The sequence below is a fragment of the Embleya scabrispora DSM 41855 genome (genome assembly GCF_000372745.1).
GTDB classification, from domain to species: Bacteria; Actinomycetota; Actinomycetes; order Streptomycetales; family Streptomycetaceae; genus Embleya; species Embleya scabrispora.
In genome coordinates this window covers 16417-30416 of sequence record NZ_KB889670.1, presented here as the reverse complement: position 1 = coordinate 30416, position 14000 = coordinate 16417, and the positions used below count along the sequence as shown (strand labels likewise).

The window sequence follows — 14000 nt, the reverse complement described above, 5'->3', positions numbered from 1 at the left end:
AGCCGGCGGGATCCGAGCCGTGGGAATCGAGCGCCGGTTCGGTCGCGGCGCGAGCCGGGTGCACGCGCTCGGCCCACTGGATCTGGACGTCGGCGCCGGAGAGTTCTGCTGCATCGTCGGCCCGTCCGGGTGTGGCAAGTCCACATTCCTGCGGATCGTGGCCGGCCTGGTCAAGCCGACCGCCGGCCGGGTCGAGGTGACGGCGGCGACCGCGCACCCCGCCGCGATGGTGTTCCAGAACTACGGCATCAGCCCGTGGAAGACGGTACTGGCCAACGTCCGGTTCGGCCTGGACCTGCGCCGGGTGCCACGCAAGGAGGCGGACGCGCGAGCGCGCGACTGGCTGGGTCGACTCGGCCTCGCCGACTTCGCCGACCGCTACCCCGCGACCCTGTCCGGCGGGATGCAGCAGCGCGTATCGATCGCCCGCGCGCTCGCGGTCGAGCCGGAAATCCTGCTCATGGACGAGCCGTTCGCGGCCCTGGACGCTCAGTTGCGGACGATCCTCCAGGACGAACTCCTGGAAATCTGCCAGGCGGACCGGCGCACCGTCCTGTTCGTGACGCACAGCCTGGAGGAAGCGTTGGTCCTGGGCGATCGCGTCCTGGTGATGTCCGCGCGCCCGGGTCGACTGATCGCCGAGCGGGTACCGCCGTTCGCCCGCCCGCGCACCGGGGAGGTGCGCAGGTCACCGGAGTTCGCCGCGATGCAGGCCGAACTGTGGGAACTGTTGCGCGGGGAGGTGGAGCAAGCGTCCACCCGAAAGCCGGACACGGACCGGGAGCGGGACCGGGAGCAACACCGGAACCCGAAGCAGGGCGGCAAGCAGGAGAAGGACAAGGAGGAGGTCGCGTCGTGACGGTCACCGTGAAGGACAACGCGCCGATCCGAGTGCTGGTCCGCGAGCCGGGCGCCGCCGAGCGCGACCCCGGCCGAGCGCGGACGCGACGGCGACTCCTGGAGATCGGCCTGGCCGTCGCCGTTCCCGTGGTGCTCCTGCTCTGGTGGCAACTCGCGGCGAACCAGGGATGGATCGACGACCGGCTCTACCCCGCGCCCTCGACCATCGTCGCGGACGGCTGGACAGATGCCGCCGACGGCAAGCTGTGGCCGGACGTGTGGGCCACACTGGCCCGGGTCCTGCCGGGCTATGCGATCGGTGCCCTGGGCGGATTCGCCGTCGGCCTCCTGATGGGTACCAACGCGCTGATCCGGGCCGCGCTCGAACCCACGCTGGATGCCCTGTACGTGGTTCCCAAGCTCGCGCTCCTGCCGATCTTCATGACCATGTTCGGCCTCGGCGAGGCGCCGCACATCGCGCTCGTCGCGGTGACGGTGTTCTTCTTCGTCTGGATCGCCACGATGGCCGCGGTCATCGCCGTGCCCGACGGCTACCGCGAGGCCGGGGCGGTCTTCGGCGCCGGTCCCTGGCAGATGTTCCGGCACGTGTTGCTGCCCGCGTCGTTGCCGCAGGTCATGGTGGGCCTGCGGATCTCGGCGGGCGTCGCGGTCCTGGTCATCATCGCCTCCGAGGGAATCGCCTCGCCCGACAACAAGGGCCTGGGCTACGTGATCTTCAACTCGCGCCAACTCTTCGACAACCGCGCGATGTTCGTCGGGATCATCGTGGTCGCGATCGTCGGTGTGCTCTTCTCCGAGCTGATCCGCCACGTGGGTCGACTGTGCACCCCGTGGGCACCGCGCGACCGCGGTCCCGGGCAGTCCTGACGCAACGTCACCCCCTTGGCCGGGCCGCTTCGTGCGCGGCCGGTCCGACGACACTTCGGCGCACCGACCCGAAAGGCACATCATGGCGAGACGCGGATTCCTGACGACCACCGCATTGTTGGCGTGTACCACGCTGCTCGCCGCGTGCGGCGGCTCCGCCGACTCCGGTTCGGACCGGGACAAGTCCCCGCAGCCCAAGCGTACGATCGAGGCGGTCGCGGGATGTGAGAACGCCTGGACCGATCCGGCCGACCTGGCCCCGACCCGCAAGCCCGCGCGCTGCGCGGCGGGTTCGCCCGCCGCCAAGCCGCTCGCGCAGCGGGTGAAGATCACCGTGACGGCGGGATCGTTGTCGGCCGAATATCTCGGACCGCTGCGCACCGCGATCGCCAAGGGCGAGTTCGCGAAGGAGGGCCTGGACGTCGAGCTGAAGCAGATGCCGGCCACCGATGCGATCACGCTGCTCGCCAAGGGCCAGGTGGACGTGCTGTATTCGGCACCCGAGGCCGGCATGGTCAACGCGGTCAAGCAGGGCTTCGACATCAAGTGGGTCGCGGGCAACTACTCGGTGGCTCCCGAGTCCAAGACCGGGGTCTGGGCCCGGGTCAAGAACGGCAGGACCGGGGACGCGGTGGACCTCAAGAACGCGCGCTTCGGCACGCTGGTGGGCAAGACGTCGGTGATCATGTACCCGATCGAGAGCGTGCTCGCCCAGCACAAGACCAAGCCCACCGAGGTCTCCTTCCAACAACTGGACGGCGCGGGCGTGCCCGAGGCGTTCAAGAACGGTGGCATCGACGCCGCCTGGCTGCTCGACCCGATCTGGAAGGACTTCGAGGGCAAGCCCGAGTACACCTTCCTGGGCGGTCAGCCGGTCGGCGAGCCGCTCGGCGGAATGCTCTACGGGCAAAACCTCCTGGCGAAGAACCGCGACGCCGGCGTCGCGTTCCTGCGCGCGCTGATCCGCACGGTGAACACGTACTTCGCGGGCGACTACAAGCAGAACCCGGCCTTCGTCCAGGAGTTGGCGACGACGCTGGGCAGCAAGCCCGAACTGCTGAGGTCGGTGCCCGCGCAGGTGGTCGACTGGGAGATCCGCGGCGGCACGACCGATCGGGTCCAGAAGATGTACATAGAAGGCAAAGTGGTCGAGGCGCCCGCGCTGCCGGAGGACAAGCTCGTCGATCGGTCCCTCTACGCGGAGGCCGTGGGCCACACCGGCCCCTGAGCGCGGCTGCCCCCCATTCGGGCGGCGCCGGACCGAACGCGGCCGCCCGCGGCCACCGCATGCGAACCTGCCCTCGCTCGACGTCGGGTCGGTGTCCGGTGGACCCTGCTCCGTGACGGAACGGAACGGAATCCGTCGCGGCCGGGGCTCCGACCGGATGGACGACCGTGGTCGGTGAGGACCTGCGACCGAGGGTTGATGAGAATCCCTGAATTCGCCTACAGCAAAGCGGGATCAGGCCATTCTCGGCGCGTTCTGCGGATATCCCGGAAACGAAAGGGTGTTCGATACTTCCGGAGCAGCGTTCGCTTCATCCAACGGGGAGTACATTCGTGCGTTCGACCACCCGCAGAATCGCCTTGGCCGTCGGCAGCACCGTCATGGCGCTCACGGCAGGGCTCACCTTCGCCGGCTCGGCGCAGGCCGGCGGGAACATGAACTACTACGCCCAGACCCTGGGCGACGACAACCGCGGACTGGACGGCTACGCCCGGTTCTTCAGCAACGGCGACCGCTTCGAGCTGACCGACGAGTGGGGCGGCTCGGGGTCCGCCATCGTTATCGAGGCCAACTACGGCAACGGCTATGTCGACTTCGCCGGCCGCTTCACCAGGGCGTCGGTCACCGGCAACACCCGGGTCCTCAACGACTGGGACTTCGCCGAGGGCCGCCAACTGCGGTTCAAGGTGTGCGTCGCCGAAGACCAGTGGACCGAGCCCCACGGCTGCGGCTCCTGGACGTACGCCACCGCCTGACGAACCGGCACGCCCGAAACCGTTCAGGGCCTACACCGGCCGTGCCGCCGCCCCGCCGGGGGCGGCGGCACGGCCGCGTTCCAGGTCAGACGCCATCGGAACGCCACGACGCTCGCACGTCCGGACCCGCGGTGTCGGAGAACGATCGGGTATCCGGGTTCGCGCTCGCCCCGCCGGCGGCGACCGCGGCCCGCAGGCGGAGCAGGATGGTTCCTACGAGCTTGTCCTCGGGGCAGTAGCCCCATTGTTTGGAGTCCATCGAGCCCGGCCTCTCGCCCAGGAGGACGAGCATGTCCGGCGGCACGTGTGTCCCGGGGCATCGGCCGGCCCAGTCCGGTACGGGCTCTCCGGCGACGGCGGCGATACGTTTGACGTACCACGAGTCGGGCGTGGCGCCCGCGGGCGGGTTCCAGCCGTACTCGGGGTGGGGTGCGACGACGACGGCCAGCCGACCGGTGGCGGCCCGGCGTCTGCCGCGAAGCATGAGAACCCGGTCCCCCGGCATCAGAGTCGGCGACATGCTGTATCCGCGGACGGTCACGGCCACCAACCGCTCGCGCGCCGACAACAGGGCCGTGCCGAGGACGAGGAGTCCGGTGAGGGCGAGGAGCCTCGGGGTTGCGGCCGTCACCGGACGATCTCCTCGTAGCCTTCGGCTTGCGTGGTGAAGAGTTCGGCATAGGCGCCGTCGGCGGCCATGAGCTGTTCGTGGGTGCCTGCCTCGTGCACGGTTCCGTCGGCGATGACGACGATGGCGTCCGCGGCGCGGACGGTGTTGAGACGGTGGGAGACCAGGATGCTGGTCGCGCCTTCGCGCAGTGCGGTGAGCCGGTCGTGGATGTGGCGTTCGGCGACCGCGTCGAGGCCGGTACCGGGTTCGTCGAGGATCATCAGATCGCGTTCGGAGCGCATCAGGGCCCGGGCGAGGGCCAGGCGCTGCCACTGGCCGCCGGACAGCTGGACGCCGGAGTCGGAGGCTTCGGTGTCGTCGGGGAAGAACACCCGGCTGAGCATGGTGTCGTAGCCCTGCGGGAGGCGGGTGAGGACGGTGTGGATGTCCGCGTCCTCGGCGGCGGCGTGGATGCGCTCGCGGTCGTCGAGGGAGCCGAGGTCGCCGAGGCCGATGTTCTCTTTGGCGGTGAGGTCGTACTCCATCGGGTCCTGGAAGACGACGCTGACGCGTCGGCGCAGCTGGTCCGCGGGGATGTCCTTGAGGTCGATGCCGTCCCAGTGGATGCTGCCTCGTTGCGGGTCGTAGAGCCGGCACAGCAGTTTGACCAGGGTGCTCTTGCCTGCCCCGTTGAGACCGACGACGGCCAGGCTGGTGCCGTGCGGGATGGTCAGGCTGACGCCGCGCAGGATCCACGGTCCGTCGTCGGTGTAGCGGAACCAGACGTCGCGCAGTTCGAGGCCGCGGCTCAGCGGCGGTGCGGCGATCGGGTTCGCCGGTGCGGGGAGGTCGTCGCGGACCCCGGTGACATGCAGATAGTGGCTGAACAGCAGGGCTGTCTGGTGGCTTTGGGCAATGCACCCCACCAGGCTGATCAGTGCCGTCTGCATACCGGCGAGGGCGGCGACGAGAAGGGACACGTCACCGGCGGTGAGGGCGTGGGCGGCGGCCTGGTGCACACCCCAGACGAGTGCGCCGGTGGAGATGCCGGCGCCGAGCACGGCCAGGGCCGTCTCGTATGTGGCGAGGCGGCGGTCGAGGTGTTCCTCCTGGCGGTTGATGCTGTCGAGATCGGTGCGCATGCGCCGCGCGAAGTAGTCGCCGAGCTCGTAGAGGCGGATCTCTTTCGCCGCTTGCGTGTCGGTGAGCAGTCCTCGGTAGAAGATCTGACGGCGGGCAAGGTTGCTGGTGCGCCAGAACATGTCCGCGCGGTGGCGGCTGTTGGCCAGGTGGGCGAACAGGGCCGGGATGGCTGCCGCGACGAGGATGGCGGCCAGCGCGGGGCTGATGAGCAGGAGACTCACCAGGAAGCCCGCCAGGGTGAGAACTCCCTGGGCGCCTTGGAGTACCGCACCGATGAGCCGGTCGGCTCCCTGCGCGCTTTGGATGGCGAGCTGCACGCGGTTGTGGAAGGCGGGCGTTTCGAGCTTGGACAGACCGCTGAGCCGGTTGACGGCCGTGAGCAGGTCGCTCTGGGCCTGGGTGGAGGTGGCCCGGCGGATGCGGCCGTCGGCGTAGGAGGAAATGGCCGAGCCGGCGGCCAGGAGGACGGTGAGCAGGCCGATGCCGGCCGCGGCCCGGTTGAGGTCCGAGGTGCGGAAGTCGTCCGCGGCGAGACTGTCGACCACGTACTTGAGCAGCCAGGAGGCGGCCACGGGGGCAGCGCCCGCGATGACGACGGTGGCGACGCGCACGGCGAGCGCCCCGGGGCAGGCCCGCATCGTCAGGGTGAGCACGGCGGTGAGGCCGCGCAGGAATTCGGCCGTGCGGGCGGCGAACGTGTGGGACCTGGACTCCCCGGTCATGCGGAGAGCAGGTCGAGGGCGGGCAGGGAGCCTTGGCCGATGCCTGTCTCGGTGACGGTCCCGTCGGCGTCGAGGAGGACGAAGCTCGGGTGGTGGCGTACCCCGAAGGCGCGGGCGACGGGACCGTTCGGGGGTTCGGTGGCGACGAATTTGGTGAGCGGGCCGACCGCTTCGATCAGCGGGTCGGCTTCGGGGGACTCGCCGCTGATGACGGCGACGAGGCACGCGCCTGACGGAGTGTTGGCCTCGACCCACCGCTCGATCACGGGGAGGCTGTTCCTGGTCGGCCCGCAGTTGGGGCGGAGGAAGCAGATGAGGGCGGGGTGCCCGGTCAGGGCGGATTCGGTGACGTCGCCTCGGGGGGTGTGCAAGGTGAACGCGGGGCTGTGCTCGCCCTCTTGCACGGCGAGGGCCGGGGGGCCCGGGGCCGGGGCCGGGGCGTGGGCGGCCGGGGTCGAGGCGGCCATCGTCGCGCGCCAGCCTCTGACGACCGCGAGGGAGAGGAGGGCGTTGACGAGGGTGGCCGCGGCGAGAAGGGCGAGGCCGGCAACGACGTAGCTCACTTGTGGTCGTCCTTTCAGCGTCGGCCGGTACGGGCGGAGAAGAAGAAGGCGATGTCGTCGGTGAAGACGGCGAGCGTGGTGAGATAGGCGGCGGTGCCGACGGCCGACACGAGCGCGGGCGCGTCGAGGGGCGTGGTGGTGCCGTGGGCGATTGCGACGGCGCCACCGAGGACGGCCAACACGGTGAGTGCGGCGTTGCGGGCGACATGCCAAGGGCCCATGGGCACGGTCGTCCTGCTGCCGAAGCACGGGCAGGCGGCGGGGCTGCCGCGGCGCATGGTGGTGACGGCCACCGCGCCGAACGCCGCGCACAGGACCGCGGCGAGGGCCAGGCCCGCCGTCAGCGTCGCGGGCAGTGCCAGGAGCACGGCGGCAACGAGCTCGGCCGCGGGCACCAGGACGGCGAGAGCGGGCCGGGCCGCGGCCGGCAGGAAGGTGAAGTCGCCCAGCGCCATGGCGAACCGGTCGCGGTCGCGCAGCTTGGCGAAGCCGGCTACGGCCAGCACGCAGATCAGGGTCAGGCGGCAGACGAGCAGCAGGTCTGACAAGTGTGACTCCGGGAGAGTGGGCGCGGCGCGGGGCCTGCGGGTACGGGGCGGGCCGCACGCGGCCCGCCCCGTAGCTGTCAGCAGTAGTCGAAGCTGCCGCAACTGACCCCGCATCGGGCCGTGTAACAGCAGCGGCGGCACCGCTGGCCGCTGGTGGTCCACTCGGTCCAGCAGTCCGGCGGGCAGCCGGCCTCGGCGTCGGCCTTGGGCAGGATCCGCTCGATCAGGCGGCCGGCACCGGCCTTGAGTGTGCGCATGGTTCTCCTCTTGTGTGTGGACGAACTGTGCGTAATCCACGGTGTGACCTCGCGGTCGCACCGGGGTTCAGGACGCCGCGGGCACCGGTTGACGGCCGTCGGCGGAGGGGGCGGTGAGTACGCCCCCTTGGTAGCTGAGGATCGTGGGGAAGGCAGGAACGCGCAGGGCCCGGAACAGCGGTGATGCCTCGGGCTCCGGCACGACCTCGTCCGCCGGCCCGACGAGCTCGGCGGTCAGGCCGCTCTCGCCGGCCTCGGCGCCCATCACCAGCGCCACGACCCGGCCGCCCGCTTCCCGTACCCGGTCGGCCTGTTCGGCGAAGTCGGGTACCTTGTCGACGCAGGACGGGCAGTCGTGGGAGAAGACGCCCAGCAGCAACTCCCCGGAGCGGAAGTCCTCCCGGGTCAGCGTCCGGCCGCTGATCCCGGTGGCGGTGAAGTCCGGTAGTACGTCTCCGGGTTGCGGCCCCTGGGTGGCGAAGTCGTCGCGCCGGCGCACGACTTCGAGCTCCTGCCAGCGGCGCAGGATGACGACGAGCAGGGCGAGGTTGAGCAGGACGACGGTGCCGACGAGCACCAAACCGGCAATGACGTAAGGCAAGTTCGACCCCCCTGGCGCAGTTGCACAGGGGCCCAGTGTGCAGGCGGGGACTGTCGGTGACTATCCAAAATGCGAGACGCTTTTGACATTCCCGGGGTCGGCACCATAGTCGACCGAGACCCACAGTGGGCCCGGGCGGAACAGCCCGACAGAGGTCCCGACGACCCCCGTCCCCGCCGACAGGCGTAGCCGAACTCCGTTCGATGCTCAGGGCGCAGGGGCTTTCGGACGCGCAGTTCGGTCAGGGGCGCCGGCGGTCGCTACCCGATGCGGCGCCGGGCCTGGAGAACGACGGCCACGATGTCGTCGGACACCTCGTTGCCCACCGAGATCCGCACGTCCGTGACCGTGCCGGGCCAGGGCGCCGTCAGCTCGGTCGAGACGTAGTCGTTCTCCAGGAACACCAACAGTTCACCGTCCCGAACCGTCTGCCCACACTCCACCAGACCCTCCATCACGCGCCACGGCCCGCCGAATATTGCCGCACTCCCTGTGGTCAGTTCCTGTGGCCCCAGTTCGAGCCAGACCGGCGGTGTCAGTGGTCCGCCGATGCGTCGCTCGATCCGATCCAGAGCCTGCGAGGCGCGTCTTGCGGTGTGACCATCGTCGGCGCTCAACCTGCGCAGCAAGGGTCCGATTGCGCGGACGTCCCCCACCCGCCCGAGTACCTCGAACGCCTCGGAGCGCGTCGATTCGCTCGCGTCGTCCAGGCAGTCGACAACGGCCGGTGTGTGATCGGCGGTGCCGTGCACGGCCAGGCCGCACAGGGCCGACCAGCGGACTCCGCTACCGGGGTGCAGCCCGCGTTCGAGAATCGGCACCGCGCGGGGATCCGCGACGCTCTCCAGCATCCGCATGACCACCGGTTCGAGAGTGGGATCGTACGCCACCGCGTCGAACAGGGCCTCGGGAAACGTACGGGCCAGGAGTCCCGCCAACTGGTCGAGGCGCTCGAACTCCTCCCGACCACAGCGTTCCCCTCGCGCGCCCGAGGCGGCCCGGCCCATATCGATCCGGCCCGCCAGTGCGCCGATCAGGCGGCGCAGACTCACCGGTCCCGCTGCCACCAGGCCGCTGCCGGCCCGGTCGTCGCCACTCAGGAAGGACAGGATGAGGTCGTCGATCCCCTCGGGTACGACGTCCATCGGAAATCAACCGCTCTAGAAGACCCGGTCGGAGCCGGCGATGTCGAAGTCGTACAGGCGGGTGTACATGTCGCCGTAGCGGTTGATGACGAACGAGGTGAAGGCGGCGGTGGACATTCCGCGTGGGGCAGTACGGCTGCCGGCCCTGCGGCCGGCGCAGGGCCGGCGCCGCGATGCGCCACGACGCCGATGCGGCGTCCGCGCCGATCAACCTACCGCAGCTCGTGCCACGCGGCGTCCCTCACTGGTCGAGGTTGACGCAGTGGTATTCGACGCGCTTGCCGCCGCGCAGCATCTCACCGCACACCAACTTGGCGTTGGAGCCGGTCTGCTCCCGGTTCGGCTCCCAGTAACCCCTGACCTTGGTCTGGTGTGCGGGGTCGTAGTTGCCCCACCAGGTGTGCATCTCCCCCTTGAGCCCGTCCCTGCTCTCGACGGTGATGTCCCGGACGAACCTGCCGATGTGGGCGGTGTGGACGCACACGTAGGTGCCGCACTTGCTGTGCACTTCCGTCTTGGCTTCCGTCGGTGCCGCGTTCGCCGTCGGCGCCGCAACCACCCCGGCCAGCGCCAGGGCACACAACACGGTCGCGATCCTGCTCATCGAATGACCCCCATCGTCTGGATGCCGGCACGCACCCCGTGTACCGCCGGTCACCGCACCAGGGAACCGTGAACGGAACCAGCACGCCCAACCGCCCGGTCGAAGCTCACTCGTTGGAGGACCTCTCCCACCCGTTCGGCCGAACACACCCCGCGCGGGCGGATGCCGGCGCAGGCGAGGGAGTCGGGGCGCCCGGGTGTGCTTGCCGAAGTTCCCGCTCGTCACAGGATCTGAATGGCGGCAACCCTCGGCGGATGGTTCGGGAAGGTGATGTCGTGCCAGCGCTCGATCTTCACCGAGTCACCGTTGACGTCGTAGTAGATGAGGTCGTTGTTGCCGGTGGAGATCCGGTCGACCCACCAGCCGCCGAAGTCGGTCTTCCCGCCGTTCGCATAGCAGTCGACGCTCTCGCGGCCGTCGAGGTGCGACCAGATCTTCAGGAAATTCTCGCCGCCGACACACTGGACGTGGTCGATGGCATAGGCGTTGCCGCCCGGCACGCCGAGGCTGAGCGTGGCCGCCGCGGCGACCGCCACGGCGATGGAACGCGCGACCCTCTTGCTCTTCGAGATCACGAAGGACTCCCCTTTTCACCCGAGGGCCGGCGCAAGGCCCGACCCTGTCGGCGGCGTTGCGCCATGACGCAACGGTGTTCCGTTGAACCGGCAAACGACCGGCTTCCCACCGGACCGACCCCTCACGGCGCTCCCACCAGGGGTACACCCGGAGGAGCCGGAAAAACCAACGTAATGGTTTTGCCCGGCGTCGGAGCCGTTCGGCCGCAACTTCACCCGATCGTGGGCGCCCACGGGCGGCGGGCCACACCTGCGGCCCGGCAGCCGCACCGCCCCGTACAACCGGCTGCGGCTGCTGTGCGCCCGGTCTCGGCTTGCTCGTTCGAAAACGCCGAGCCGAGAACCTCGCGGGTCATTCGGCGAGGGTCGGGGCCGCGTGCGACCAGCGGTGTTCGTCGAGTTCGCGGGCGATGAAGCGAGCGAGGTCGGTGCGGGTGACCTGACGGCCGCCCCTGGGGTTGCTCGCGTCGACGACGCGGTAGCTGCCGGTCGGGGGTTCGTCCCGCAACCGGGCGGGACGGACGAAGGTCCAGTCGACGCCGCTTCGGCGGACGATCGTTTCCATCAACCGCATGTCGTCGTACAACTCCCGCACCAGCGGAGAGACAAGATTGCGGTACCACCAGGGGAAGCCGGGGTCGCGGTGGTGGACTCCGCCCGAGGTGACCGCGATCAGCCGGGGTACGCCGGCGTCTTCCATCGCGGACACCAGGGTCCGCGCCGCGTCGGAGTAGAGCCGGTGTGCGTGCCGCCCCGGGGGACCGATCGCGGAGACCACGATGTCGTGGCCTGCGACGGCGGAGCGCACGCTGTCGGCGTCGCGCACGTCTGCCCGCACGACGTTCGACTCCCCCGTGCCGGGCGAGTCCTCCGGGGTCGGGGGCCGCCACCGGGCGGGCTCGCGCACCGCGGCGGTGACGTCGTGTCCCCGGCGCAGGGCTTCCCGGACGACGAGGTGTCCGGTGCGGCCGTTGGCTCCGAAGACGATCACGTTGCTCATGACGCGGGTCCTCACGTGTTCGATGGGCTGATGGGCTGATGGGTTGACGCGGGTCACTCGTCGGGTGTCACGGGTGTGACCGAGATACCGGCTCGTCCGGAACGGGCCGCGGCGCGACCCGGTCGGTGTTTCGCCGACGAGGCGCGGGTCGAGGCAGCAGCAGCACGAGGGCCGCGCCGACCAGGCAGGTCGCGGTGACCACGAGTGCGCCGATGACCAGGCCGTCCGCTCCCGGGTCGGGGGTGCCGGGATCGTGGACGGCGAAGTACACGGTGCCGAGCACAGCGACGCCCAGGGCCGTGGAGAGTTGCTGGAGGGCGTTGAGAGTGCCCGACGCGCTGCCCGTCTCGGCGGGTTCGGCCGCTGCCAGGATCGACTGGACCAGCGTGCCGGACACCAGTCCCACGCCCAGGCCCACGACCAGGGTGGGTATCGACAACGCCCAGGCCCAGGATCCCGACGCGGCCACGGCGGCGAGGCCGAGTGTGCCGAGCGCCTCCACCCCCAGCCCCAGGTGCAGAAGCGAACGGCCGAGCCGGCCGGCCGCCGACGGGGCGACCAGTGAGGCGAGCCCGATGCCCACGGCGAGCGGCGACAGGGAGAGCGCGGTCCCCCATGCGGACCGGCCGAGATCGAGTCGGAGGTGGAGGGAGAGCACGAGGAGCAGTCCGCCCAGGCCGGTGAAGAACGCGGCCGTGACCGCGAGACCGCCGACGAACGCGGGTTTGCGCAGCAGGCTCGGCACCAGGACCGGTGAGCGGCTCGTGCGTTGACGTCGGCCGAAGGCGGCGAACGCCGCGATCCCGGCGGCGATCTCCGCGAACGTCCACCACGGCCAACCCGCCTCCCGGCCCTGGATCAGCGGATGGACGACGAGCGCGGACCCCATCGCGACCAACGCGGCACCCGGCGCGTCGATCCGCACGAGCGGGTCGCCCGGGTCGGCCGGCATCCACCGCAGCGCCCCGACCACGGTCAGTGCGCCGAGCGGAAGGTTGATCAGGAAGATCAGCCGCCAGTCGAGTCCGGCCGGGTCGAGGGCGATGAGGCCGCCCGCGAGGACGGGGCCGCCGACCCCGGCGAGCGCCATCACCGGTCCGAACGTCGCGAAGGCGCGGCCGCGTTCGCGTTCGTCGAACACCGCGCTCAGGACGCCGAACCCCTGCGGGATCATCAACGCGCCGAACGCACCCTGCGCCACCCGGGCCGCGACCAGCACCGCCGGCGAAGGCGCCATCGCGCACACCGCGGAGGCCGCCGTGAATCCGGCGGCGCCCAGAACGAACAGCCGCCGCCGACCCCAACGATCGCCCAGCCGGCCGCCGACGATCAGCAGGACCCCGAAGGCGAGCGTGTACCCGGCGGTGAGCCACTGCATGATCGTCACCCCGCCGCCGAGCCCGGCACTCACCGACGGAGCGGCCACGTTCATCACGGTCGCGTCCAGCAGGTCCAGGGCCTGGGCGAGCAGCACCACCGCCAGGATCCGCCACCGACGCGGATGGGCCGCCGGCGGTGCCGCACGGGCGGCCGAAGTCGAAGTGGAAATGGTCATGGAGGCTCCCGACCCTGCTTGACAAACACTGTTCGTCAAGCAGGGTGCACTTAACGAACATCATTCGTCAAGGTAGGGTTGTGCCATGCCGCAGGCCCGCTCGCGTTCACGCCCCTCGAAATCCATGCTCGGCCTGGACGCCGTCCTGGCCGCGACCTTGGCGCTGGTCGACGAACTGGGCTGCGAAGCGGTGAGCCTGCGGCGCGTCGCCCAAGCGCTCGAAACCGGTCCAGCCTCGCTCTACGTCTACGTCCGCGATCGGCACGAGTTGATGGCGCTCGTCCTCGACCACGCGGTGGCCGACGTGGTCGTGCCCGACGAGGGCGCCGGCGACTGGCGTACCCGCCTCGAACTGCTCGTCGGGCGCATCGTGGCCGCCCTGGCCGGCCACAACGACATCGCCTCCGTCGGCCTGCGGAACGCCCTCCCCGGCCCGCACGGCCTACGCCTGACCGAGGAGGCGGCGCACCTGCTCCGGACGGGCGGGCTCGACGACGACGCCTGCTCCTGGGCCATCGACCTGCTCGGCCAGTACATCTACTCGACCGCCCTGGAGAACGCCGACGACCCGCGCCCCCGGCGGGCCCCCGCAGACCCCTCCGGCGCCGACCCGATCGGGTCCGAGACGTTCACCGCCCGACTCGACGCCACCTTCCGGGCGTTGCCCGCCGAGCACTACCCCACCCTGCGAGCCCTGGCACCGAGGCTCACCGGCGGCGACCAGGACGCCAGAGCCGCGTGGAAACTCCGCGTGATCATCGACGGCCTCCTCGCCCAACTCCCCCGCCACACCGACGCCGAGACCCACGACCGACGCTCGGCGAAAACAACGGAGCCGTGGCGTCCGTCCCGGTCTTGACGACCGGGACGGACACCCTCGCGATGTGGTCCGTGTACGACGGACGGTGTCAGCCGGAAGGCCGGCAGCGCGCCCGTAGGGATCCGGTGTCCGCAATCGTTCACCGG

Annotated in this window: 16 protein-coding genes; 5 read left to right on the top strand and 11 right to left on the bottom strand. The window is 70.5% G+C overall.

Annotation, left to right across the window (positions count from 1 at the left end; all coding sequences use genetic code 11):
- Positions 1 to 10 precede the first annotated feature (10 nt).
- The 4 genes from A3IC_RS0122830 (at position 11) to A3IC_RS0122815 (ending at position 3711) form a co-directional block, all read left to right on the top strand.
- Entirely contained in the window at positions 11 to 859 is an 849-nt protein-coding gene (locus A3IC_RS0122830; protein ID WP_245599377.1) for an ABC transporter ATP-binding protein, read from the top strand.
- A complete protein-coding gene (locus A3IC_RS0122825) occupies positions 856 to 1728 on the top strand; it encodes an ABC transporter permease (protein ID WP_020552379.1) in 873 nt (290 codons plus the stop codon). The genes A3IC_RS0122830 and A3IC_RS0122825 overlap by 4 nt, the downstream gene beginning before the upstream one ends.
- 82 nt (positions 1729 to 1810) lie before the next feature.
- The gene (locus A3IC_RS0122820) at positions 1811 to 2956 is read left to right on the top strand and encodes an ABC transporter substrate-binding protein (RefSeq protein ID WP_020552378.1); all 1146 of its coding nucleotides are present in this window, start codon (positions 1811 to 1813) and stop codon (positions 2954 to 2956) included.
- Between the two features lie 332 nt (positions 2957 to 3288).
- A complete protein-coding gene (locus tag A3IC_RS0122815; RefSeq protein ID WP_158696060.1) occupies positions 3289 to 3711 on the top strand; it encodes a hypothetical protein in 423 nt (140 codons plus the stop codon).
- 85 nt (positions 3712 to 3796) lie between these two features.
- Here the strand turns inward: A3IC_RS0122815 and A3IC_RS56000 are convergent, their stop codons facing one another.
- The 11 genes from A3IC_RS56000 to A3IC_RS55995 form a co-directional block, all read right to left on the bottom strand.
- Positions 3797 to 4342: a S26 family signal peptidase gene (locus A3IC_RS56000; RefSeq protein ID WP_020552376.1), complete on the bottom strand. Its 546-nt coding sequence runs from the start codon at positions 4340 to 4342 to the stop codon at positions 3797 to 3799.
- A complete protein-coding gene (locus A3IC_RS0122805) occupies positions 4339 to 6186 on the bottom strand; it encodes an ABC transporter ATP-binding protein (protein ID WP_020552375.1) in 1848 nt (615 codons plus the stop codon). The genes A3IC_RS56000 and A3IC_RS0122805 overlap by 4 nt, the downstream gene beginning before the upstream one ends.
- Positions 6183 to 6749 carry a TlpA family protein disulfide reductase gene (locus A3IC_RS0122800; protein ID WP_020552374.1) on the bottom strand — a complete coding sequence of 189 codons (567 nt, stop codon included), beginning with the start codon at positions 6747 to 6749 and terminating at the stop codon, positions 6183 to 6185. Before A3IC_RS0122800 ends, A3IC_RS0122805 begins: the two co-directional genes overlap by 4 nt.
- A 14-nt stretch (positions 6750 to 6763) precedes the next feature.
- Positions 6764 to 7297, bottom strand: coding sequence for a MauE/DoxX family redox-associated membrane protein (locus tag A3IC_RS0122795; RefSeq protein WP_020552373.1), 534 nt, complete (start codon positions 7295 to 7297; stop codon positions 6764 to 6766).
- Positions 7298 to 7374: 77 nt separating this feature from the next.
- Positions 7375 to 7554 (bottom strand): hypothetical protein, encoded by a 180-nt coding sequence (locus A3IC_RS68870; RefSeq protein ID WP_020552372.1) that lies wholly within the window; start codon positions 7552 to 7554, stop codon positions 7375 to 7377.
- Positions 7555 to 7621: 67 nt separating this feature from the next.
- Entirely contained in the window at positions 7622 to 8155 is a 534-nt protein-coding gene (locus tag A3IC_RS0122785) for a peroxiredoxin family protein (RefSeq protein ID WP_040877044.1), read from the bottom strand.
- Positions 8156 to 8415: 260 nt separating this feature from the next.
- Positions 8416 to 9300 (bottom strand): HEAT repeat domain-containing protein, encoded by an 885-nt coding sequence (locus A3IC_RS0122780; protein WP_020552370.1) that lies wholly within the window; start codon positions 9298 to 9300, stop codon positions 8416 to 8418.
- A 241-nt stretch (positions 9301 to 9541) separates the two neighbouring features.
- The gene (locus A3IC_RS0122770; protein ID WP_020552368.1) at positions 9542 to 9904 is read right to left on the bottom strand and encodes a hypothetical protein; all 363 of its coding nucleotides are present in this window, start codon (positions 9902 to 9904) and stop codon (positions 9542 to 9544) included.
- A gap of 221 nt (positions 9905 to 10125) precedes the next feature.
- Entirely contained in the window at positions 10126 to 10479 is a 354-nt protein-coding gene (locus A3IC_RS0122765) for a beta/gamma crystallin domain-containing protein (RefSeq protein ID WP_026218602.1), read from the bottom strand.
- Between the two features lie 352 nt (positions 10480 to 10831).
- Positions 10832 to 11479, bottom strand: coding sequence for an NAD(P)-dependent oxidoreductase (locus A3IC_RS0122760; protein ID WP_020552365.1), 648 nt, complete (start codon positions 11477 to 11479; stop codon positions 10832 to 10834).
- A 67-nt stretch (positions 11480 to 11546) separates the two neighbouring features.
- Positions 11547 to 13034 carry an MFS transporter gene (locus tag A3IC_RS55995; RefSeq protein WP_020552364.1) on the bottom strand — a complete coding sequence of 496 codons (1488 nt, stop codon included), beginning with the start codon at positions 13032 to 13034 and terminating at the stop codon, positions 11547 to 11549.
- An 85-nt stretch (positions 13035 to 13119) separates the two neighbouring features.
- Here A3IC_RS55995 and A3IC_RS55990 point away from each other — a divergent pair, with 85 nt between their 5' ends.
- The gene (locus A3IC_RS55990; RefSeq protein ID WP_106668981.1) at positions 13120 to 13893 is read left to right on the top strand and encodes a TetR/AcrR family transcriptional regulator; all 774 of its coding nucleotides are present in this window, start codon (positions 13120 to 13122) and stop codon (positions 13891 to 13893) included.
- Positions 13894 to 14000: the final 107 nt, after the last annotated feature.